At 71.0% G+C, this 19,804-nt stretch carries 22 protein-coding genes; 6 read left to right on the forward strand and 16 right to left on the reverse strand.

Annotation, left to right across the window (positions count from 1 at the left end; genetic code table 11):
- Positions 1-35: 35 nt before the first annotated feature.
- Positions 36-929, forward strand: a complete 894-nt coding sequence (locus tag HS048_RS29790; RefSeq protein WP_196469327.1) for a replication-relaxation family protein — start codon at positions 36-38, stop codon at positions 927-929.
- Positions 926-1,870 (forward strand): NlpC/P60 family protein, encoded by a 945-nt coding sequence (locus HS048_RS29795; protein ID WP_307832695.1) that lies wholly within the window; start codon positions 926-928, stop codon positions 1,868-1,870. The genes HS048_RS29790 and HS048_RS29795 overlap by 4 nt, the downstream gene beginning before the upstream one ends.
- Positions 1,871-2,050: 180 nt before the next feature.
- Here the strand turns inward: HS048_RS29795 and HS048_RS29800 are convergent, their stop codons facing one another.
- Positions 2,051-2,683 (reverse strand): DUF6461 domain-containing protein, encoded by a 633-nt coding sequence (locus tag HS048_RS29800; RefSeq protein WP_196469328.1) that lies wholly within the window; start codon positions 2,681-2,683, stop codon positions 2,051-2,053.
- 308 nt (positions 2,684-2,991) lie between these two features.
- Between HS048_RS29800 and HS048_RS38995 the strand changes: the two genes are divergently transcribed.
- On the forward strand, positions 2,992-3,828 hold the full coding sequence (locus tag HS048_RS38995; RefSeq protein ID WP_196469329.1) for a hypothetical protein: 837 nt from the start codon (positions 2,992-2,994) through the stop codon (positions 3,826-3,828).
- A 128-nt stretch (positions 3,829-3,956) separates the two neighbouring features.
- Here HS048_RS38995 and HS048_RS29810 read toward each other — a convergent pair whose 3' ends face one another.
- From HS048_RS29810 to HS048_RS29840, 7 genes are all read right to left on the reverse strand, one after another.
- Positions 3,957-4,310, reverse strand: a complete 354-nt coding sequence (locus tag HS048_RS29810) for a ParB/Srx family N-terminal domain-containing protein (RefSeq protein ID WP_196469330.1) — start codon at positions 4,308-4,310, stop codon at positions 3,957-3,959.
- Positions 4,307-4,735, reverse strand: a complete 429-nt coding sequence (locus tag HS048_RS29815) for a hypothetical protein (protein ID WP_196469331.1) — start codon at positions 4,733-4,735, stop codon at positions 4,307-4,309. Before HS048_RS29815 ends, HS048_RS29810 begins: the two co-directional genes overlap by 4 nt.
- A gap of 79 nt (positions 4,736-4,814) precedes the next feature.
- Positions 4,815-5,816 carry a DUF932 domain-containing protein gene (locus HS048_RS29820; protein WP_196469332.1) on the reverse strand — a complete coding sequence of 334 codons (1,002 nt, stop codon included), beginning with the start codon at positions 5,814-5,816 and terminating at the stop codon, positions 4,815-4,817.
- A gap of 87 nt (positions 5,817-5,903) precedes the next feature.
- A complete protein-coding gene (locus HS048_RS29825; RefSeq protein ID WP_196469333.1) occupies positions 5,904-6,821 on the reverse strand; it encodes a hypothetical protein in 918 nt (305 codons plus the stop codon).
- 8 nt (positions 6,822-6,829) lie between these two features.
- Positions 6,830-6,973, reverse strand: coding sequence for a hypothetical protein (locus HS048_RS29830; RefSeq protein ID WP_196469334.1), 144 nt, complete (start codon positions 6,971-6,973; stop codon positions 6,830-6,832).
- Positions 6,974-8,057: 1,084 nt separating this feature from the next.
- Entirely contained in the window at positions 8,058-8,453 is a 396-nt protein-coding gene (locus HS048_RS29835) for a hypothetical protein (RefSeq protein ID WP_196469335.1), read from the reverse strand.
- Positions 8,453-8,959: an ATP-binding protein gene (locus HS048_RS29840; protein WP_196469336.1), complete on the reverse strand. Its 507-nt coding sequence runs from the start codon at positions 8,957-8,959 to the stop codon at positions 8,453-8,455. Before HS048_RS29840 ends, HS048_RS29835 begins: the two co-directional genes overlap by 1 nt.
- Positions 8,960-9,225: 266 nt before the next feature.
- On the opposite strand from HS048_RS29840, the gene HS048_RS29845 reads away from it, so the two are divergent.
- Entirely contained in the window at positions 9,226-9,609 is a 384-nt protein-coding gene (locus HS048_RS29845) for a helix-turn-helix transcriptional regulator (protein WP_196469337.1), read from the forward strand.
- 45 nt (positions 9,610-9,654) lie between these two features.
- Here the strand turns inward: HS048_RS29845 and HS048_RS29850 are convergent, their stop codons facing one another.
- Both HS048_RS29850 and HS048_RS29855 read right to left on the reverse strand, forming a co-directional pair.
- Positions 9,655-10,359, reverse strand: coding sequence for a BTAD domain-containing putative transcriptional regulator (locus HS048_RS29850; RefSeq protein WP_196469338.1), 705 nt, complete (start codon positions 10,357-10,359; stop codon positions 9,655-9,657).
- 1,374 nt (positions 10,360-11,733) lie between these two features.
- Complete coding sequence (locus HS048_RS29855; protein WP_196469339.1) at positions 11,734-12,324, reverse strand: ATP-binding protein; 591 nt, start codon at positions 12,322-12,324, stop codon at positions 11,734-11,736.
- Between HS048_RS29855 and HS048_RS29860 the strand changes: the two genes are divergently transcribed.
- The gene (locus HS048_RS29860) at positions 12,323-12,490 is read left to right on the forward strand and encodes a hypothetical protein (protein ID WP_196469340.1); all 168 of its coding nucleotides are present in this window, start codon (positions 12,323-12,325) and stop codon (positions 12,488-12,490) included. The genes HS048_RS29855 and HS048_RS29860 overlap by 2 nt on opposite strands.
- Positions 12,491-12,544: 54 nt before the next feature.
- Positions 12,545-13,045, forward strand: coding sequence for an NUDIX hydrolase (locus HS048_RS29865; RefSeq protein ID WP_196469341.1), 501 nt, complete (start codon positions 12,545-12,547; stop codon positions 13,043-13,045).
- Between the two features lie 30 nt (positions 13,046-13,075).
- Here the strand turns inward: HS048_RS29865 and HS048_RS29870 are convergent, their stop codons facing one another.
- The 6 genes from HS048_RS29870 to HS048_RS29895 all read right to left on the reverse strand — a co-directional run bounded on the left by HS048_RS29870 (position 13,076) and on the right by HS048_RS29895 (position 19,589).
- Positions 13,076-13,906: a glycosyltransferase family 2 protein gene (locus HS048_RS29870; RefSeq protein WP_196469342.1), complete on the reverse strand. Its 831-nt coding sequence runs from the start codon at positions 13,904-13,906 to the stop codon at positions 13,076-13,078.
- 222 nt (positions 13,907-14,128) lie between these two features.
- Positions 14,129-15,283 carry a DegT/DnrJ/EryC1/StrS aminotransferase family protein gene (locus tag HS048_RS29875; protein WP_196469343.1) on the reverse strand — a complete coding sequence of 385 codons (1,155 nt, stop codon included), beginning with the start codon at positions 15,281-15,283 and terminating at the stop codon, positions 14,129-14,131.
- Positions 15,280-16,338: an NAD(P)-dependent oxidoreductase gene (locus HS048_RS29880; protein WP_196469344.1), complete on the reverse strand. Its 1,059-nt coding sequence runs from the start codon at positions 16,336-16,338 to the stop codon at positions 15,280-15,282. The genes HS048_RS29875 and HS048_RS29880 overlap by 4 nt, the downstream gene beginning before the upstream one ends.
- 19 nt (positions 16,339-16,357) lie before the next feature.
- Complete coding sequence (locus tag HS048_RS29885) at positions 16,358-17,758, reverse strand: hypothetical protein (protein WP_196469345.1); 1,401 nt, start codon at positions 17,756-17,758, stop codon at positions 16,358-16,360.
- 9 nt (positions 17,759-17,767) lie between these two features.
- On the reverse strand, positions 17,768-18,526 hold the full coding sequence (locus HS048_RS29890) for a hypothetical protein (RefSeq protein ID WP_196469346.1): 759 nt from the start codon (positions 18,524-18,526) through the stop codon (positions 17,768-17,770).
- Between the two features lie 37 nt (positions 18,527-18,563).
- Entirely contained in the window at positions 18,564-19,589 is a 1,026-nt protein-coding gene (locus tag HS048_RS29895) for an NAD(P)-dependent oxidoreductase (protein ID WP_196469347.1), read from the reverse strand.
- Positions 19,590-19,804: the final 215 nt, after the last annotated feature.

Genomic DNA, 19,804 nt, shown 5'->3' on the forward strand with positions numbered 1-19,804 from the left:
CCACCGCACCACCTAGACCACCAAGGAGATGACGCATGCCGGTGACCCGCATCCCGCTCGGGCTGCCCCGCCTCGACGCCGACGCGCTGGTCGAGCTGGCCGCGCGCCTCACCCCGCGCGACTACGACATCCTCAGCTGCCTGCACCAGCACCGCGTGCTGACCACCCACCAGATCCAGAAGATCTTCTTCACCCTGCCCCAGCCCACCCGGCGCCGCCTGGCGATCCTGCACCGGCTGCACACCGTGACCCGCTTCCGGCCCTGGACCGCGTACGGCGGCGGCTCGGCCCCCGCCCACTGGATCCTCGGCCGCGCCGGAGCCGCCCTCCTCGCCGCCAAGGAGGGCGTCACCGTCAGCCAGCTCGGCTACCACCCCGACGTGGCCATGGTCGTCTCGGTGTCGAAGAAGCTCGGCCACCAGATCGGCGTCAACGACTTCTTCGCCGACCTCCACCACCACGCCCGCAGATCCGAGGGATCCGCCGAGGTCCGTGCCTGGTGGCCCGAGCGCCGCTGCGCCCAGCTCTGGGGAGACCTGGCCCGGCCCGACGCCTACGGCCGCTGGACCGAGAACGGCCGCGAGATCGACTTCTTCCTCGAACACGACACCGGCAGCGAGCCCCTGGCCAGGGTCACCGCCAAGCTGAACGGCTACGCCGATCTGGCCGAAGCCACCCGCATCACCACGCCTGTACTGCTGTGGTTGCCCGGCCGCGCCCGCGAGAGCCACCTGCGCGAGCTCATCGGCGAGACGGACGTGCCGGTCGCCACCGCCGTGCACACCGGCGTCGGCGACGGCCCCGCCGGGCCGGTCTGGCTGCCGGTCGGCTCGTCCGGCCCTCGGCTGCGGCTGGCCGAGCTCGCCGACGCCTGGCCCGATCTGATCCTCGGCGCCGCCTCCGAGCCCGCCGGAGACGACGGGAGGTGAAGTCCGCCGCGGCCGGCGCCGCCCTCCTGCTCTGCCTGCTCGCCGCCTTCATCGCAGCAGCCGTGAGCGTCCTCACCGGCTCCGCCGTCCCGGGGGCCTTCGGCTGCCTGCTGGCGATACCGAGCGGTGACGGCACGCGGGAGGGCGGCCCGGTCGCGGGCCTCGACGGCGAGCAGAGCGGGAACGCCGCCGTCATCGTCCAGACCGGTATGGAGCTGGGGCTTCCGGCCCGCGCCGCCGTGATCGCGGTCGCCACCGCCATGCAGGAGTCCGGCCTCCGCAACCTCGCCCACGGGCATCTGGACTCCCTCGGCCTGTTCCAGCAGCGCCCCTCCCAGGGATGGGGTACACGCGAGCAGATCCTCGACCCCTCCTACGCGGCCCGCCGGTTCTACGAGCGCCTCGTCACCGTGCCCGGCTGGGAGCGGCTTCCCCTGACCCGCGCCGCGCAGGCCGTGCAGCGGTCGGCCTTCCCCGACGCCTACGCCCGGTGGGAGCCGCTCGCCCAGCGGGCCGTCGACGCCCTCACCGGTTCCTGCGTCGCGGTCATCCCCGGCGAGCGGGCCGCCGCCGTCATCGCCTACGCCCAGGACCAGCTCGGCAAGCCGTACGTCTGGGGAGCCGAGGGGCCCGCCTCGTTCGACTGCTCGGGGCTGACCATGCGCGCCTACCAGGCGGCCGGGATCACCGTCCCCCGCGTGGCCGCCGACCAGTGGCGGCACGGGCCTCCCGTCCCGCCCGGCCAGGAGCAGCCCGGGGATCTGGTCTTCTTCCGGATGGAGGCGGGCGGGCCGGGCCACGTGGGCATCGTGATCGGCGGCGGCCGGATGATCCACGCGCCCCGCACGGGCGATGTCGTGAAGGTCGCCTCCTATCAGCGGCCCGACCTGGTCGGCTTCACCCGGCCTTCCCTCAACTCGATGAGGCAGCCATCCGACTGAACGACGGAGGGGAATCCCACTGCTCGTTCTGGGGGCCGATGAACAGGGAGGCTGTTTCATCTTCATCCTGATGGCCTGAGTACGGCAGGCCGGCGGAGAACGAGTGCCTCCGTGAAGCCTGCAGCGAAGTGATCCACCGGCCGCGGCCGACTCGCGGGGACCGCGAACGGCGGGCTCCGTTCACCTCCGTCTGGGAACGCCCCCGCACAGGTAGGTGGATTCCTCCAGCAGTTGCGGCGTCATCGTGATCCCGGTGAGGCGCTCGGCCAACATGAACGCCGGTCCTTCGTGGGGCTCGGCGGCACTCATCCGCTCAATGGTCTCCGCGAGTTCGTCCGGCATCTCCTCCGAATAGCCTTCCAAGTGCGGGAACTCGAGCTGCATCTTCCCGTCCTCGACCCAGTGGGAGTAGCCCTCCTGGAACAGGAACTCGAACCGGATCCTTCCGTCGTCGATCCAGTGGAAGTAGTCCATCCCCTTGACCTCGAGGTAGAAGTGGGAGACGAGGCGGGTGCCCGCCGACAGCGGCATGATGATCTCCTCGGTGACGCCGAGCCCGCCGTTGGCCTCGACCATGAGCACCCAGTCTCCGACGGCGACGGCACCGAAGGCCTCCCGCTCGTCAAAGCCGGTGTAGGAATACCGGACCAGCTCGTCGAGCGTCATGCGCGAGCAGTTCTCGACCCGGACGCCGAGCCGGGTCACCAGCTCCTCGGGCGTCAACCCACGGACGTAGGTGAAGCAGTAGGCGTCCGCTAGATCGGGGAAGCGCTTGCGGGAGAACCAGGAGTAGTCGTCAGGAGTCGCGATCATTCCGGCATGCTCGCAGCACCCACCGACACGAAATGTTCGAAGGGTTCCGGCCAGCGGTGATCAGCGGGGCTCCCCGTCTGCCCTGCCGAGTACGGAAGGGCCCTGGTAGTGCGGAAGGACGACGCCATTACCGAAGGTCCGAGCCCCGGCGAGCCGAAGGCTACGCCTGGCGTCGGACAACGGGAACAGAGGCGTCTTCGAGGACCCCGTCCAGCACCAGAATCTTCGCCTGTGGAAAACCGTGAGCAGAGAGCGGCTACGCTCCGGAATGATCTGGATACATTTCATGGCCGGAGGAGGGCGACGGAGTGAGAGACGACGGGGATGTACTGCCGCTGAAGGTCCTTGTGCCGCTCCCCGCATACGGGCCGTTCGAGGTGGTCATCGAGCACACCGCGCTGCGCCTGGCCGTCGCCGATCGTGCCCTGCTCCGATCGCTCAACGACTCCTGGGAGGTGCCCGGCGCCTACCTGCTCCTCGACCGGCCAGACGCCGAGGGATACTGGGGCGCGTACGCGGGCAAGGCCTCGCCGGGCAGGCTCCGGTCCCGCGTCCTCGACCATCTCCGCAACAAGGACCACTGGTACCGGGCCGTACTGATCCGGCGTGACACGGAGTACGGCTTCCACTCTGCTCAGGCCGGCTGGCTCGAAGGCCGACTCTACGACCTTCTCAAGGCCTCCACCCATGTCCGCCTGCACAACGGGAACCGGCCGAACGACGAGACGCTTCCCCGGCACGAGCAGGCCGCACTGGAGACCTGCATCGAGCCGGTCGTCGGTCTGCTGCACCTGCTCGGGCACAAGGTCGCGGACTCCCCCGTGACGCCGAAGCGTCAACGGCAGGCCAGCTCCAGCGGGAGGATCGGGCTCGTCGACCTCATCGCGGAAGGTCTCCTCCCTCCGGGCGGAAGGATCGTCTCCAAGCACCGCCGCCATCCCGGCCATGCCGAGGTCAACGCCGACGGCACCATCCGGGTCGGAGCCCACGTCTCCGAGTCGCTCTCGGACGCGGCCGGGAAGCTGTGCGGTGGAGGCGCCTGGAACGGCTGGGCCTTCTGGCACGCGGAGACCGAGGAAGGGCTGGTGCAGCTCTCCGTCCTGCGTGACCGGGTGCGTGAGCGCCGGGCCAGCGGAGGCGGGTGACCGGCTGCGTCCCGGCGCGCCCGCCGGGGTCCGCCTGAGCCAGCCCGCCCGAGCCGTGCCCGGTGTTCCAGGAGGTGTACCCCAGCCACCTGTCATGGCTGGGGTACACCTCCTGGAACACCGGGCCGCTACCGCCAGCCGTGGCCCTTCTCTCCGCCGTGGACGCGGCACGCCAGCTCTTCCTCGGCGGTGAGGAAGATGACCGGCAGGCGCTCGACTCCGGTCGCCAGCGCCTTGTGGATGCGATGCCAGCCGTCGATGACCAGCGGGCCGCCTCCGTCAGGCACGGGGACCGCGATCAGCGGCTCGGCCAGGTCGACCGTCCGGGCATGCTCGGTGTCGATGACGATCAGGGCGAGCAGCCCGGACCAGCTGGCGGGGTTGAGGTGGGTGTTCGGCGTACGGCCCGCCGCGTACGCCTTGGCGGTGGTGACGTTCCACCTCCAGGCGAGCAGGTGGAACATCTCGGCGCTGCCGTTCATCGGGCGGCTCCCTCGGCCGTGGCGTGGCCGGTCCCGTCCCCGGCGCGGGCGGCGGGACCGGTGAGCGCGTCGGCGAGCCGCTGCGTGGCGGTGAGGAACCGCTGGGCGGCCTGCCGCCTGGCCTGGGCCATGGCCTGGTGGAACAGGTCGCCGTAGCAGACCGGCCCGGCCTGGATCAGGTGCTGCTCGGCCCGGCGCCGGGTCCGCATGATCGCCTCGGCACCGTCGACCTCCTCGCCGTTGATCAGATCCATGACCTGCTGCCACCAGCCGTAGGCGTGCTGGGCGACGGCGGCACGGGCGAACTCCTCGGCGGTGAAGTCCGCGCCCTCGTCGGCGGCGTAGGCGATTCTCCCGACCGCCTCGCCCCACTCCTCGGCGGCTCGGCTGTGGTGGTCGGTGGCCAGCTTCTCCAGCTGTCCCATGGCGTTCTCCTTCCGGATTCGACGGGGATGGGATCCGGTACGGCCCGGCGCGCGGGCCGTACCGGACAGGGGCGGGTAGTCAGGCGGCGAGCAGGTAGAACGCGCGGGTCTTGAGCTTGCTGTGGGCGTGGTCGTCCAGCAGGGCCCGCTCGGCCCGTACGACGGCGGCCTCGCGGCGGCCGACCACCGGGCTGCGGTGGTCCAGCCGCTCGGTGACGGCGTTGTAGGCGGCCCAGCGGGTGCCCCGGATCGGCTCGTTGCTAGGGGCGTCGGTGAACAGCCACTCCAGCTCGCGCGTCGCCGTCTCGTGGTTCTTGCGGGTGAGGTCCTTGGCGTCCGGGGCCAGCGGCAGGAGCGTCGCGGTGAACTCGCGGAACTCCTTGAGGTCCATCGGGGTGGCCAGGAGCTTCTCGGCCTCGGCGGCGAAGGCCTCGCCGTGCCGCCAGGTGAGTTTCAGGGCTTCGCGGGCCTCGCTGATCCGCCCGGCGATGTGGCCGGTGTGGCGGACCTTGAACATGGAGGCGAAGTTGCGCAGCGCGGCGCGCTCGGTGTTGGCGCACACGACCCGGACCGGGGTGGCGACCGTGGTGAAGGAGCCCCAGCCGTCGTGCCGGGAGAAGGCCGCCAGGTACAGGTCGACCCGGTCGAACCCACCGACCATGAGCGGCTCGGGGAGCTTCATGGTGACGAAGACGCGGCGCCCGCCGTTGAGCGAGCCGCCGGTGTCGAAGACGGCTCCGGACTCGTCGACGAGGGTCTGCAGGAAGTCGGCGACCTCCTCGTTCTGGACGATCTTGTAGTCCTTGCCGACCATGCCGAGCCGTTCCGGGGCCCCGGTGACGGGGTTGGTGCGGACGATCAGGAAGTCCTCATCGGCGGTGACGGGCTGGCCGGTGTCGGGGTCGGTGACCGTACCGACCGGCACCTTGCGGACGTTCCACCCGGCGAGCTGGGCGTTGGACAGGAGCTCCTCGGCGGTCATTGGGCCGGGAGCGGTGTAGCCGAGCCGGTGCCAGCCGGGCCTGGTGGCGGCGGCGAATCCGGCGGAGCCGTCGGCGAAGATCTCGATCTCGTGAGCCATGACAGGTGCCTCCTTGGGCGTGGTGAATACGGACAGGAACGGGGGGTCGGGAGTGGGGCGGGCCGCGTGGCGGCCCGCCCGCTGGGATCAGCTGGCCGCCTGGGTAACCGCCTCGGCCGTGGCCGTGAACCGGCGGGGGCGCTCGCAGGTCAGCTCGACCTGGCCGAGGTTGACCAGCCGGTCGAGGGCGTTGGCCACCGCGCCGGAGGAGCTCTCCAGGACCCGGCCGATCTCGTAGGGGGTGAAGTCCTTACCGGGGTGGGCGGTCAGGTGGGCCAGGATCCGGTCGCGGAGCTGGCCGGGCCGGACTGCCGCCCCGCCCGAGCCGCTGCGGCTGCTACCGCTGCTCCGGCCGGGGGCGGGGGTGGTCCCGGTCAGCATCGCGCGGGCGTTGCGGTGCACCTGGGCGCTCTTGGCGACGAACATCTCCAGCCGCCCCAGCGCCAGGATGGCCTCGCCGGTGTCCATCGCGTTTACCGTGCCGAGGAGGAACTCGGCGAGTTCGAGCAGCTCGGTGCGGGCCTGGGCACGGGCCGGGTCCTCCGGCTGGTCGGGCTCTTCCGGGGTCTCCGAGGCGTCGTGGTCGGTGTGCTCCTCCGGCTCGTCCCCGGTCTCGGGCTCGGCCTCGTCGTCGCCGGTCGGTTCCGGAGCCGGGTCGGTCTCGTCGGCCTCCGGCGAGGCGATCGACTCCTCCGGGTCCGGCTCGGGCTCCTCGGCAGATACCGCCTCCTCGTCGCCGGGCGTCTCGGCCGGGGCGTCCTCGGCGGAGTCGGCCGGGGCGTCGTCGTGCGGAACGGAGGCTGCGGGCGGCTCGGGGCTGTGCTCCTCCTCGGACTCTCCGGCGTCGGTGCCGCTGTCCGGACCGGGCGTGTCGGTGATGACCGGGTGCCAGCGGTCCGGCGTCCGGCCGCGCCCGTCGTGACCGCCGGAGACGCGGGTGGCCCGGCCCTCGGTCTCGAGCTGGCTGAGGATCTTGGAGGCGGCGGCGCGGCTCATCCCGGCCATGGCACCGATCATGATGGCGGTTCCGCCGGGTTGGCCGTCAGGGCGGCCCACAGGGCCTCGACGCGGGCGTTGGGGGCGGGGGTGGGGTCAGCGTCCGGGTCGAGGGTCTGCGGGGCGTCAGCGGCGGTTTCCGGGGTGATGATTACGGCCATTGGTAGGGCTCCTTTCCCGTTGCGTTCCGGCGCTTGTTCACCGGTCCGGATTTCGGTGGAGCTCGACCATGTCTCTGGTGCGCGGCCTTTTCAAGCGGTCGCGGAATTTTTTTTCATTACTCCTTCGGATAGAGAGGCTTACCTAATGAGACCTCTCATGAGCTGCGGCGATTCTTCTCCGGCAATGCTCGCCGCACGGCTTTACTTCAGACGCCGGACAAGCTCTTCCGTTATTCACATGAAAGGAGAACGCCTCTCATATATCGAGGCGGCTTGAGGTGAAGAAGAACGACCAGCGGGCTTGTCCCGATGCGAGAAGGACGGCCGAATACATCCGCCGGGCAGGTGAATCCGGCCTGGCGGCACCGCGCGCCTCCGGAGGCCTCGGCGGGGTGCCGGACGAGGCGGGCCAGCAGGCCAGCCAGGCGGAGCCCGGGGCCCGCCGCTACAGGCGGCACGGCGGGAGCCGTACGGCTGCGCCCCCGCGCTGTTCCACCGGCTCGCCCGTCATGGCCATGGCCGCGTCTCTGACCGCCTCGCCCGCCGCTCGGCGTGCCGCACTCGGCGGACAGCGAGCCGTGCGCGAGGTGAGCCGAACAGGGTTCTGCTCGGTGGCTCCTCTTCAGGGGCCGGCGGCCAGCGGAGCGCGGGAGTGGAAAGAGTGAGCACAGCAGGCAGCTGACCAGCAGGGAGAAGACGGCGTACGACAGACACCGCCGCAGGGAGCATGAGCCCGCATCCGTACGGGCCCGCACATATTCGCGCCTCGCCCTTGGGGCGAGTCGGGCCGCGGAACGCATCGGACGAAACCATCCCGACCTGCAAGAACCTCGCTTTCCCGTCGATGCGGTCTAAGCAGCGCCACCGAACGCCACGGTAAAACGCAACACCGGGCGCGACACGGAACGAGAGGAAGGCACGGCGGCCCAGCCAGCGCGAAGTCCCCAGGCCGGTCACCTCGACGCCCGAGGCCGGACCGCCGCCCGGCTCCCGCCGTACTCGATCAGATGCGGTCCCGCCGTCTCCCTTCGCGGCGGGACCGCACCCTGCCCGTGACAATGGACGCTCCGCTTCGTGCGGGCTGTCAAGCCCGGCCGGACGGCCGTCGGCACCAGCGCCGCAGCACCCGCCCCAGGCGCGTCAGTGCTGACGCGCGCCCCGTAACGGCCCACGTGCCCGTCCGGGTCGGCTCGGCGGGCAGCACCCCGGCCCGGCCCGGAACGGCCGTCATCGGGCGCGTCGTGGCCAGCGGAAGCGCCACCGGCGGATCGGCCGGAGCGGGCGGCAATGCGGCGCGCAGATCCCGGGGCGTAGGTGCCGCGATCACGATGTTGTGCCCGCGGACCGCGACCCAGACGTAGCTCAGGACCAAAAAGCCCCAATTGGGGTAGTCCCGGCGCAGCCGCTGCAGCTCCTGGCGGGCTGATTCTTCGAGGCGGTAGGCCAGCACCGAGCCTTCGTAGCCGCCGTGGCCGCTCATCAGGCGCTCCTCGGCGCGTCCTGGGGGCGCAGGGCGAGCCGTGCCCAGACCGCGTGCCCGACGACCGGGTCACCGTGCGCGCCGGTCTTGTCCGCCAGCTCCGCCACCCCGCACAGCCCGCGCCCGCTCTCGCGGAGACCCCCGTCCCGCTGCCCGCGGTCAAAGACCGGAACGCCATTCCCGCCGAGGTCGTAGACGGTGATGCGGGCCGAGCGCATGCCGCGCTGGACCTCCACCACGAAGTGGCCGCCCGGCTGTCCAGAGCGGGTGTGGAGCAGGGCGTTGCTGACGAACTCGGCGGTGATCCACTCGGCGTCGTCAGCCCGATCGGTGTCGTCCAGCAGGAGTCGCACCAGCCGCCGGGCCAACGCCGCCTGGTCGCCTCGGCCTGGGAAGGGCCTGCGCCACAGCAGCGGGCCGAAGCCGCGCCACAGGCGCGACCTGGTGATCAGAGCGGGTCGGGGCTCGGGAAACGTGTCGGCATCCGCGCTGTCGTGGTCGTCCATGGTGGGGCCACCTCCGTGTCGTCCCGGGGTTCCGGGAGGGGCCAGCACCATGAATCGACTCGGTGTCCGGATCGAACCCCCACCACCCGTCCCGTCGATCACCCCTGCGGCCACCCCGTACGGCCTGCGCGGATACCCGTCACCCGGCCAACCGCTCCCCCACCGCGGGCGAATCGATCACCCCACGCAGACTCGATCACCTCCGAAAGGCGACATACGATCCGCCCGTCGCTGACCAGCGCGAACACCGGAAGGACGGAGCGACCATGTCGGGGAAGGGCTACCAGACACTGCTCGACTGCCGGCGCCGCGGCTTCCTGCTGCGCGCTCACGGCTTCACCGTCGACCAGATCGCCGTCGTGCTCTCGCTCGACCACGAGGTGAGTCCCCTGCGGCTCTACCGCTACGCGGCCGGGCTCACCGCCGCTCAGGTGGTCGCGGCGTTCAATGACCTGGATCCCTCGGGGACGGCGTCACTGCGCGAGAGCAGGCTGTACGACTACGAACTCTGGCCCGATGGGGGACGACGCCCTTCGGCGCAGACGCTCCAGCGGCTGGCGCGGATCTACGGCACCACCCCGGACCGGCTCCTGGCCGACGAGACGCGCACCGACCGCGGCGAGCATGAGCGGGCCGGCTTGCCTGCATAGCGCGATCGAGGTCCTGACCGCCTACGGCCAGGACCTCGATATCCGTCATCCGACGATGCGCTGGTAGGTCTGCCGGGCCTGCCTACTCGGCTGGGCCTCGATCTCCCTGAGGCGTTCAGCGAACTGCCGGAACGTCCTGTGGACGGCGGCTAAGCGGCCGAGCTCGCCGTGGATGGCCATGATCCGGCACCACAGGACCTCGCTGTACGGGTCGATCTGGTCAACGGCGAGGTTCAGTAGGTCCAGCGCACGCTCCGGATCGCTCCGGTGCTCCACCTCGGCCAGGCTCAACGCCGCGTTCGTCGCCTGGGTGGCGGCGGCCTGCCGTAGCGGCAGGCACCACAGGTCGTCGCGATCGGCGAGCAGCGGCCCCTTGTACAGGGTCACCATCTGCCGCAGCGCCCGCATCCGGACATCGTCGTCGGCATCGGTGCTTGCCCGGTGGCGGGCCTCCTCGAAACGCCACAGGTCGATGTCGAAGTAGGCCGCGGGCAGGTGGCGGCGCCGTCCGCTCTTCACCACGAACTTCACATCTGTGGACAGCCTCAGCGCGTGCCGCACGGTGGCGTTGATGTCCCGCACCCCCGTCTCCAGACGCCGGTTCCCCCGCTCCCCTTCGTCCGGCCAGAGCCGCTCCACCACCGTCTCCGGCAGCTCTCCGTCCCTGGAAGCGGCGAGCAGCGCGAACAGGTCCCGTCCCTCGGAACGGCTGAAGGAGATCTCTCTGCCGTCCACCCGCAGGTGCGTCACGCCGAATAGCTGGCCTACGACGCGGGCTGCCGGCGAGGTGACGATCAGCTGGGCTTCCTCCGTCTCGGGCGTTCGAGAGGAGTCCTGTTTCTCGCTCTCGGGAGGACTCTCAGGAGGCCGAGGCTTCCCGGCAGGTTCAGGATCGGTACCGGGCACGCCGGCCGACGGGGATACCGCATCGTCCACCGGCTTCCCCGGAGCCGGTGGAGCCGCCGTCCTCTTCGGGGATGGCTCCTCGCTCCGCCGGTCATCATCACCGGCGGAGATTCCCGGTACGGGTCCGGCCGCACCGATGGAGCGGGCCGCCGCCTCGTTCACGGCGGAGAGGGTACGAAAGCGGCGGACGAGCAGCGCGCTGAGCACCACGACCATGGCGCCGAACAGAGTCGCGGCCCCGAGCGGAGCCGTCGGGGAAGCGTCGTCCAGCGCCACCTCGGAGGAAGGTTGCGGAACGGGCTCGGACAGGCGCTGCGGTCGGGACGGGACGTCGTCCGGCCCGGTCGGATGCGAGTAGGGGTCCAGGCTCTGCGACGGTGACGGAGCGGTCTCCCGCGGGCCTGCAGGGGACAGGTCTCCCAGGAATGCCGCGTCGGGCTTCCGCCCCTCCCGTTCTCCGTCAAGCTCGGTGGCCGGCTCCGTCCGGCCTGAATTCAGAGGCTTCGCTTCGCCGGTGTCCGGTCGGCCTCCGGCCGCTTCCCCTCCCTCCCCGCCCCTTGCCGTCCCCGTTCCTTGCGCCGCAATGCTCCCAGACCTCCTCGACCGCCGGTCCCGGGAATCCCCGATGCCGGTCGCCGATGGCCTCACCTGAGCCACCGGCGTCCTCCTCGGTCTGGTCGAAGTCCTGGGTGGGTGGCGCCGGAACTCCTCAAGCCGCCCCATGAAGTCGGGGACCTGACCGTTCGCGAGGTCCCTGTTGACCGCGGCGCACCACGCTTCGACGTCGTAGGTCTCACGTGCCCGCTGGGAGAGCTGCGGGCAGTACGGCTCCTCCGCCTGCGCCCACGCCGCTCCGCTCAGTTGGGAGGCGGCGACGCCGAATCCGGTGCCGACCACCCCAAACGAGAGCAATAAATACCTGAATCCTTTTTTCGACGGAAGAACCCGCCCTACATCCACTCGCCACCTCCGGAAACGCCGAAACCATCGCACACAGCGCGTTCCGTCGGTCTACCCGGAAGCGTTTATCTTCTCGGACTCCAAGCAACCAAGGTTTTACAATAGATCACGATTACAGGGGGACTACATGCGGAGATGCATCAATAAAGCAGGAGTTGGAGAATAATACGCACACCTGCACATCGATCAGGAAAGCCCACCCACTCGCTTACCGATTGAACTTCCGCAGCCCATTACGACCTCGACCAGGAAACGGGGTCAGACGACGTGTTTCACCGTTCCTGCGGCAAAGGCGGCGACGTCTCGGAGGCCGGGGTCGTAGCCCGGCGCAGCCGCGGTGTCCACCGTCAAGGTCGGCACCGGCAGGGAGATCCCGACGAAGGAGTCCGTCGAGTACGCGCCTGCGGCGATCGCCGTCAGCAGGTCGTGGTCGGCGTGCGCGGCCCGGTGGGCGTCGGTCTCGGCGCGCCGGGCGATCCGTTCATGGGCGACGGCGGCGTCGACCGTGCAGCGGATCACCCTGATCTCCGCCAGGCCGGCCAGCGGTTCCAGGCCCGGGCGCCAGAGCCGGTCTTGGAACGCGGCCTCGGCGATCACGCTCACCCCGGCTCGCAGCAGGGTCTCCAGGACGGTGAAGAACGCCGCCAGCGTCCGCCGGTTGAGCAGGTCCGCACCGTCCGGCCCGTCCGCCGGGGTGCGGTGCACCATCCCCTGCTTGATCTCGTCCCGGCAGGCCAGCGGGAACCCGAGCGCCCGCACCAGCTCACGGGCCAGGGTGGTCTTCCCCGATCCCGGAGGACCGCTGACCACGGTCAGCACCGGAGCCCTCGAGCGGTTGCCGGTAGCCATGAGCCTCCTCAACGGTCAGCCGTACGACGGCGGTGCCTCGAGCGAGCCGGACGGCGAGGAATCCCGGCTCTCATGGCAGCTTGCCGTACTCCTCGCCGCAGCGGTGCGCCGTCTCCTCGACCGGCTCACATTCGACGAGGTGCTCGCGACGGCGCTCCGTTCCTGATCGGAGTACGCGTTTCGCAGACTGCCGGCCGCGCTCCCGGCTACGTTCACCGTCATGGCGATGGATGAGTCCCCGGCTGTCCTCATCGACCCGTACGCGGCGTCCCTGTCCCGCAAGTGGATGGGCGCGAGCGTGCTGCTGCGCAATGCAGCCGGGGAGGTGCTGCTGGTCGATCCGGTCTACAAGCCCGGGTTCGAGATGCCCGGCGGCTCCGTCGACCAGGGCGAGTCGCCGCAGGCCGCGGCTCGCCGGGAGGTCGCCGAGGAACTCGCCCTGGACCGGCCGGTGGGCCGGCTGGTGGTGACGGACTGGGTGCCGCCGCGGCCCGGATGGCCGCACGACGGGATGATCTTCATGTACGACGGCGGCGTCCTCAGCGAGGAGGAGATCGCCGCGATCCGGCTGCAGGAGGAGGAACTGGCCGGGTGGGTGTTCGCATCGCCGGAGCAGGTCCCGGCGCTGGTGCCCCCGGTGCTGGCCCGGCGTGTCGCCGCGGCCCTGCGGGTGCTCGACGGCGGCACGACGGTGTCGATGGAGGAGGGATACATGGCGTGACGGCCGCCCTCTCCTCCGCCCGCCCGGTCGTCAGCAGACGGGAGGCCGTCCCGCGCGGGTGAGCCTGGCCACCGTGGACCAGCGCATGGGCGCTCGGCCGCCGTGACCGCCGCGGAGTCCTTCGGTGAACCCGGTGAGGGAGGCGCGCAGCGCCGCAGGATCGCGGAAGCGCCACAGCGTCACCAGAGCCCAGGTGGCGAGGTTGAGCGGGATCAGCGGGGCGGGAAGGTTACGCAGGGCCAGCCAGACCCGGTTACGGGCGTTGAGCCGGTAGAAGACGGCGTGACGGGCCGGGTCGGTCGCCGGGTGGTGGACGACGACGTCAGGCGCGTAGTGGCCGACGCAGCCGCGGTCCCACAGCCGCCAGGCCAGGTCGACGCCTTCGTGGAAGAGGAAGAAGTGGCCGGGCCAGCCGCCGGCGGCCTCGAACGCGTCGCGGCGGATCATGACGACGCCCTCGGCCATGACGGTCACGGTGCCGCCTCGGTCCGGGCGGGAGGCGCGCAGGCGGGGCACCCAGCGCCGCAGGGTGACGCCGGTCGCCGGATCGGCGATGCGGGGCTGGACGAAGGCGCGGCGCGCATCGCGGGTGAACTCCGCCGCGAGCCGGGCCAGCGCGTCAGGGGTAGGGAGCACGGCGTCGTTGTCGAAGAAGAAAAGCAGGTCGCCCTTGACGTTGGCGGCGCCGATGTTGCGTCCTTCGGGGATGCCGACGTTCGCCGGCAGGGCGATGGTCCGCACGTCGCCGGGCACGTGCTCTGGCGCGCAGCCGTTGCCGACCACCACCACGTCCAGCTCGACGCCTTCCTGCGACAGCAGGGAGGTCATGGCGGCGGGGAACTCGGCAGGGCGGTCGTTCATGGTCAAGACCACGGCACCGACCGTTGGGCGCGAGGTGCTGTTCACCGGTCTTCCTCTGCTGTCTGGTGGTGACGAGTCATGGGAGAGGCGGAGGATACGCAGAGGCCGCGTGCTGCTCACCTGTTCGTCACGCTGCGGACGGTTCACCTTAATCGGGGACGGCTGGGCGCGGGGGCCGGATCGGACGCTGAGGCTCGGCTCCGTCCGGCCCCCTGGCGGCCGTCAGTTTCTTCTGCCCCACAGCTCGTGGACGGCGGTGACGACCCGCTCGACCTGCTGGTCGGTCATCGCCGGGTAGCAGGGCAGTGACAGCTGATGGGCGGCAGCGGTCTCGGTGACCGGCATCGGCCGGTCGGCGCTGCCGGCGTAGGCCTGCAAGGTGTGCACCGGGCGGAAGTGCTGGCTCGTCGCGATCAGGTGTTCGGTGTGCAGGCGGTCGGCCATCTGGTCGCGCGTCAGCGGCGCGTGCTCGGAGTCGATGAAGACCGAGTAGAGGAACCAGCCGTGCTCGACGCCGGGCAGGACGCGCGGCGTGGCCAGGCCGGGCAGTCCGGATAGAGCGCGGGTGTAGGCGGTGGCGATCTCCGCGCGGCGCGCGGTGAAGGCCGCCAGCTTGCTCCACTGCCGCAGCCCGACTGCGGCGGCCAGATCCGACATCACGTACTTCAGGCCCGGTACGGTCACCTCGTAGTCGGCGCTGCGGCGGCGCTGCCAGACCGGGGCGTCGATGCCGTGCCGTCCCAGCAGCCGGGCCCGCTCGATCAGGCTGCGACGCCCGACCAGCATGCCGCCCTCCCCGGTGGTGATGACCTTGTTGGCGTAGAAGCTGAAGGTGGCCAGGTCACCGACTGATCCGGCGCGCAGGCCGTCGCGGCGGGCCAGCAGCGCATGGGCGGCGTCCTCGATCAGGACCAGCCCGTAGCGGTCGGCCAGGTCGCGGAAGGCGACCAGGTCGCACGGGTGGCCTCCGTAGTGCATGACCACGATGGCCTTGGTCTCGGCGGTGATCGCGGCCTCGCTCTGCTCGGGGCACAGGTTGTAGGTGACCGGTTCCACGTCGACGAAGACCGGTCGCGCGCCCACCTGCCGCAGCACGTTCGCAGCGGCGCAGAACGTCAGGCTCGGAGTGATCACTTCGTCTCCGGCGCCGATCCCGGCAGCCAGCAGCGCCAGGTGCAGGGCCGCGGTGCAGGAGGACACGGCGAAGGCGTCCTGCACGCCGAGCTCGTCGCGGACCGCACTCTCGAAACGGGTGGCCTTGGGTCCGTGGGTCAGCCAGCCCGAGCGCAGCGTGTCCACGACTTCGGCGATCTCCTCCTCCCCGAGCGACGGCTGGTTCCACGGCATCTGCTGCAGGTTTTGGATCTGCGTGGTCATCGCAGTGCCCCTTCGTAGGCGCGGGCGTAGGAGTCGTGCAGGCGCTCGCACTCGGCCGAACGGATCGCCTTCAGGAACCCGGCGCTGTGGCAGGCCCGCAGGCCCCGGAGGTTGTCGTACTCCGGCAGGTCGGGATCGGTGATGCGCCGGTCGGTGATCGCAGCTGCGACCTGGCGGACACCGTCGATCAGCGGGGTCGAGCAGCTCCCGGGAAACAGCATGGCCAGGCGGCTGAAGGAGGTGCGGTAGTCGCGGGCGTCGGCTTCGTCGCGTTCCGGGCCGCGGTCGATGAGCGCTCCCGGCACGACGCGGACGACGGTCTCGGCGATCTCGGCGATGGTGTAGTTCTCCCGGTCGGCGCCCACGTTGAGGACGCGGTGCCCGTCGGGGTGGCCGAGCACGGCGGCCAGGACCTCGGCCACGTCACCGACGTGCACCAGGGGGCGGCGCTGGGAGCCGCCGTTGAGCGGGACACGGCCGGTCGCTGTCGCCTGGGCGGCCATGCGGTTGACGACCGAGTCCAGACGCTGGCGCGGGGAGGGGCCGTGCACGGTCGCCAGGCGGAGCACCGTCACATCGGCGCAGCCGGACAGCAGGTCGGTGACGTACTGCTCGGCCAGCACCTTGGTGCGGGCGTAGACGCCCAGCGGGCGGGGGGCGGTGTCCTCGTCGACGGTGCCCTCCCGCTGGCCGTAGACGCTGCACGAGGAGAACAGCACGTAGTGCGGGACCCCGAGGTCGCGGGCCGCGGCAGCGGCCAGGACGGGGGAGGCGAAGTTCAGCTCGACGGCCAGGCGCTCGTCGAGGCTGCAGGCGGGCTCGCCCACCAGGCCGCCCATGTGCACGACCGCATCAGCTCCGGTGAGCGCCTGGCGCAGCGCGTCGGCGTCGCGCAGATCAGCGTGGATGAAGCTGGTGGCAGTGGACAGCAGCCGCTGGTCGTCGCGCTGGTAGATCAGGCCGTCGACCACCGTGACGTCGTGGCCCAGCGCGGACAGGAAGCGGGTGGCGACGGCGCCGATGTAACCGGCGCCGCCGAGTAGCGCAACACGCATCAGACGGGGGTTTCCTTTCTCAGTGGTTGGCCGCTGCGGCGACGTCCGCCGCCGGAGGGAGGGGGAACGCGTCAGCTCGCGCGCCGGTGGTGAGGGTGAAGCGAGCGCGGCCCAGCGCGGTCTCGCGCAGGTCCGCCAGGCGCGGCACGAAGGTCAACTCCAGTTCTTCGACGGGGTGCAGCAGGCCCCGCCGGCAGGTGTCGGCGACCCAGGCGCGAGCGCCGGCGGGCCAGGCGAGGTTGAGGCCGATCTCCCCCTTGGGGATCACGCCGTTGAACGGGGTGGGGATCCCGCGTGCGTTCCAGTAGGCGGACGCGGCGGTCGCCTTGGCCTGCTCGATGATCGGGAACAGCTGGGGGTAGCGGGGGCTGGTGCGCAGCAGCCGAAAGAGCATCTGCCCGAGCAGTCCCGGCGCGGTGCGGGCGAGGGCGTCGAAGGTGGCCTCGCGGAAGGTGACGGTGGTGGCGTCCGCGCCGGGGTCCAGTGCCGCGCAGGCGAACAGGTGCGCCACGCGGCGGCTGATGTAGTCGACCGCACCCGGGACCAGGCCGGGCTCGATCCGGCCGATCAGCTCCTGGAGACGGGCGTGACCGGGGCGGAACAGCGCCAGGTCGAACAGGTGCCCCATCGTCTCCACCGCGGTGAACGCCAGCCGCTTGTACGGGCGGTTGTTCAGCTCCCCGGCCTGGGCGCACGCTGCGGTCTCCCGGCTGGTCGAGTGGAGCATCAGGTACTCCGCGGCCGCCTCGAAGTACAGGTAGCCGAGGAACGGCACCGCGTTCACAGCGACGGCGAGCCGATCGAGGAGGTGGCCGGCCGGAGGGATGGTGCCGCACGCGGCGGCGAGCAGCAGGTCGAGGCACTCGCTGGCCTGCCGTATCCGCTCAACGGCCGCCCGGCGGATCTGGTCGTCTTCGACGGCGGTGAGGAACGCCTGGTGGTCAAGATAGGTGCGCAGATGAACGCCGCCCAGCCGCAGGTAGTCGATCCCTTCGGCGGGCATCGGACGGCCGGGGTCGACCTCGAACACGATCGTGTGGGTGCCCGGCTTGTTGTCCAGCAGCCAGGTACCGAGGTTGTGCGGTCGCAGTCCGGCGGGCTCGAGGATGAGAGGGGCGCAGTACAACGCTCCGACCAGGCATCCGGCGGCCTGGTAGAGCTGCCTGCTGGCGCGGATGGACTCCAGGTAGGTGGTGGTGTGCATCAGGTGGATCGGTCGGCCGCTGGTCAGGGTCTCCAACAGGGTGCTGGAGCGCAGCAACCACCCGTTGGGAGTGTCGTTTTCCAGGAAGGACCGCCAGTCGGCGTCGCTGGCGGCCAGCCCTCGGGGGGACGGGCCCGGACGAGGATCCGGGCCGTAGTCGGTGTGGGCGTCCTCCCAGGCGGGATCGACAGCCGGGGGTGGGGCGTCATGATCCAAGACGAGCTCCTACGTCAGGATGGTCTGGATGGCGTGGATGAGGGCGTCGTGGTGCGAGGTGCCGTCGAGGTGGGCTTGCTCGCTGCGCAGCATCAGGTCGAAGGCCACCCGGTGCAGCCAGGCCGGGACCGGGATCCGCAGCCGGGAGACATCGGGCCACCAGCGGGTCAGTGGCAGCCGGTACCGGTCCAGGCAGTCCGCGGCCTTCAGCAGGTCTGTCAGGACCCTGGCGCGCTGGTAGGCGTGCTGCTGGGCGGAGGAGAAGCCCGGGTAGGCGACGTCGTGCAGGCTGATCGCCGTGCACGCCGCCGTGACCTGTTCCGAGGTCAGGTCCAGGCTGAACGCGGTGGTCACGGTCGGGTGCCGGCGCGCCAGCCATGCCGCGGCCCGCTGCCCGTGCCCGAGGTCGGCCCGGTCGTTGTCGCGGCGGCAGTCATGGACGGCGGCGGCCAGGCACAGGGCAGTGGTCTGCTCCGGCTCCAGGTGATGATGCTGAGCGAGCAGCCCGGCCAGCAGGCAAACGCGGGCGTTGTGCCGGACCCCGTGGATGCCGTTGGCAGCCTGCCTGGTGGTGAACCAACCCTCTTCGGGCACCAGGAGGACCGGCCGGTCGGGTACGGCCTCGGTGCCGAGGGCCGGGCGGGCTGTTTCGGCGGGGCGGTGCTCGGCGATCCAGGTCAAGGTGGGCCGGTCCATGGCCTGGTGATCGGGCAGGCACCCTCGCTCAGCCAGTTCCCTGAGGATGGTGGGCGGCGGCTGCGGTGGCATGGGCTCCTCACCGGAAGAGAGGTAAAGGGGCACGGGGTCAGAGCTGGGCGGTCGGCTGGTGCAGCCAGTCGGGGATGGCCGACGGGGTGTTCTTCAGCCACGCCGCGTACCGGGCGACGCCCTCGGCGACGGTGATGCCGGGCCGCCACCCGAAGAGGTCGACCATGCGGCGGGTCGAGGCGTAGCCTCCCCGCGGGTCACCGGGCGGCAGCGGCGTTTCGGTCACGGTGAGATCCGGGTAATGGAGGCGGACCAGGTCGGCGACCTGCCGGATCGTCGTGCCGATGCCGGTGCCGATGTTGACGATCTGGCCGTGCGCCCCGGGCGCGACCAGGGCATGCAGGGTGCCGGTGGCGATGTCGTCCACGTGCACCAGGTCGCGGACCTGGTGTCCGCCGCCGTTGAGGTGCAGCGGCAGCCCGAGCGCGGCGCGCATGCAGAACCAGGCCACAACCCAGCTGTGGCTGTTCTCCTTGACCGTCTGCGGTTCGCCGTAGACCGAGAAGTAACGGACGATCGCGTACGAGACCCCGGCCTCGCTCAGCACCGCCGAGGTCTGGCACTCCCCCCACGCCTTGCTGGTGCCGTAGACCGACAGCGGCTGCAGCGGCGCGTCCTCGACGAACTCGGCGCGCCCGCCGGGGGCGGTCTGATTGCCGTAGACGCTGGCGGAGGAGACGAACACCACCCGGCGTACGCTCGGTGTCGCTGCGGCGGCGGCCAGCACGTGCTGCGTGCCGACGATGTTGGCCTCGATGGCCTCCAGCGGCCGGCGGGTGCAGGCCGCCACGTCTGCCAGGGCGGCGGCGTGGATCACGTAGTCGCATCCGTCGATCAGCCCGCGCACCACGCCGGGCCGGGCGATGTCCCCGACGTGGAAGTCCGGGTCGTCCAGCGTGATCCCGAAGTGGTCGTGGTAGATCCGCCGAGGGTAGGCGTCGATCTTGCATATCGACACCGGTCGCGCGCCGACTCGGCGCAGTTGGGCGGTCAGGCGGCTGCCGACCAGACCCCCGGCTCCGGTGACCAGTACCTTCGCGCCCGCAAGCTGCTCCAGTACCACCGTTCGTTCACCTCCTTGATCGGTGCCGGCCCGGTTGAGGGGCCGGCCTGCTGATTCCTCGCTGAAGCGGTGTGGTGCGGTGCCCCGGGCGGGGAAAGGCCCCGGCTCCAGGGCACCGCGAGCGGCTGCGATCGAGCCCGTTCCTGGGCGTCGTCGGCCGCTTTCTTGCGCCCTGCGGGTTCCCGGTGCCCGCAGGGGATGATCGGCGCGGCAGC

The sequence above is a fragment of the Planomonospora sp. ID91781 genome (genome assembly GCF_015711595.1).
Taxonomy (GTDB): Bacteria; Actinomycetota; Actinomycetes; order Streptosporangiales; family Streptosporangiaceae; genus Planomonospora; species Planomonospora parontospora.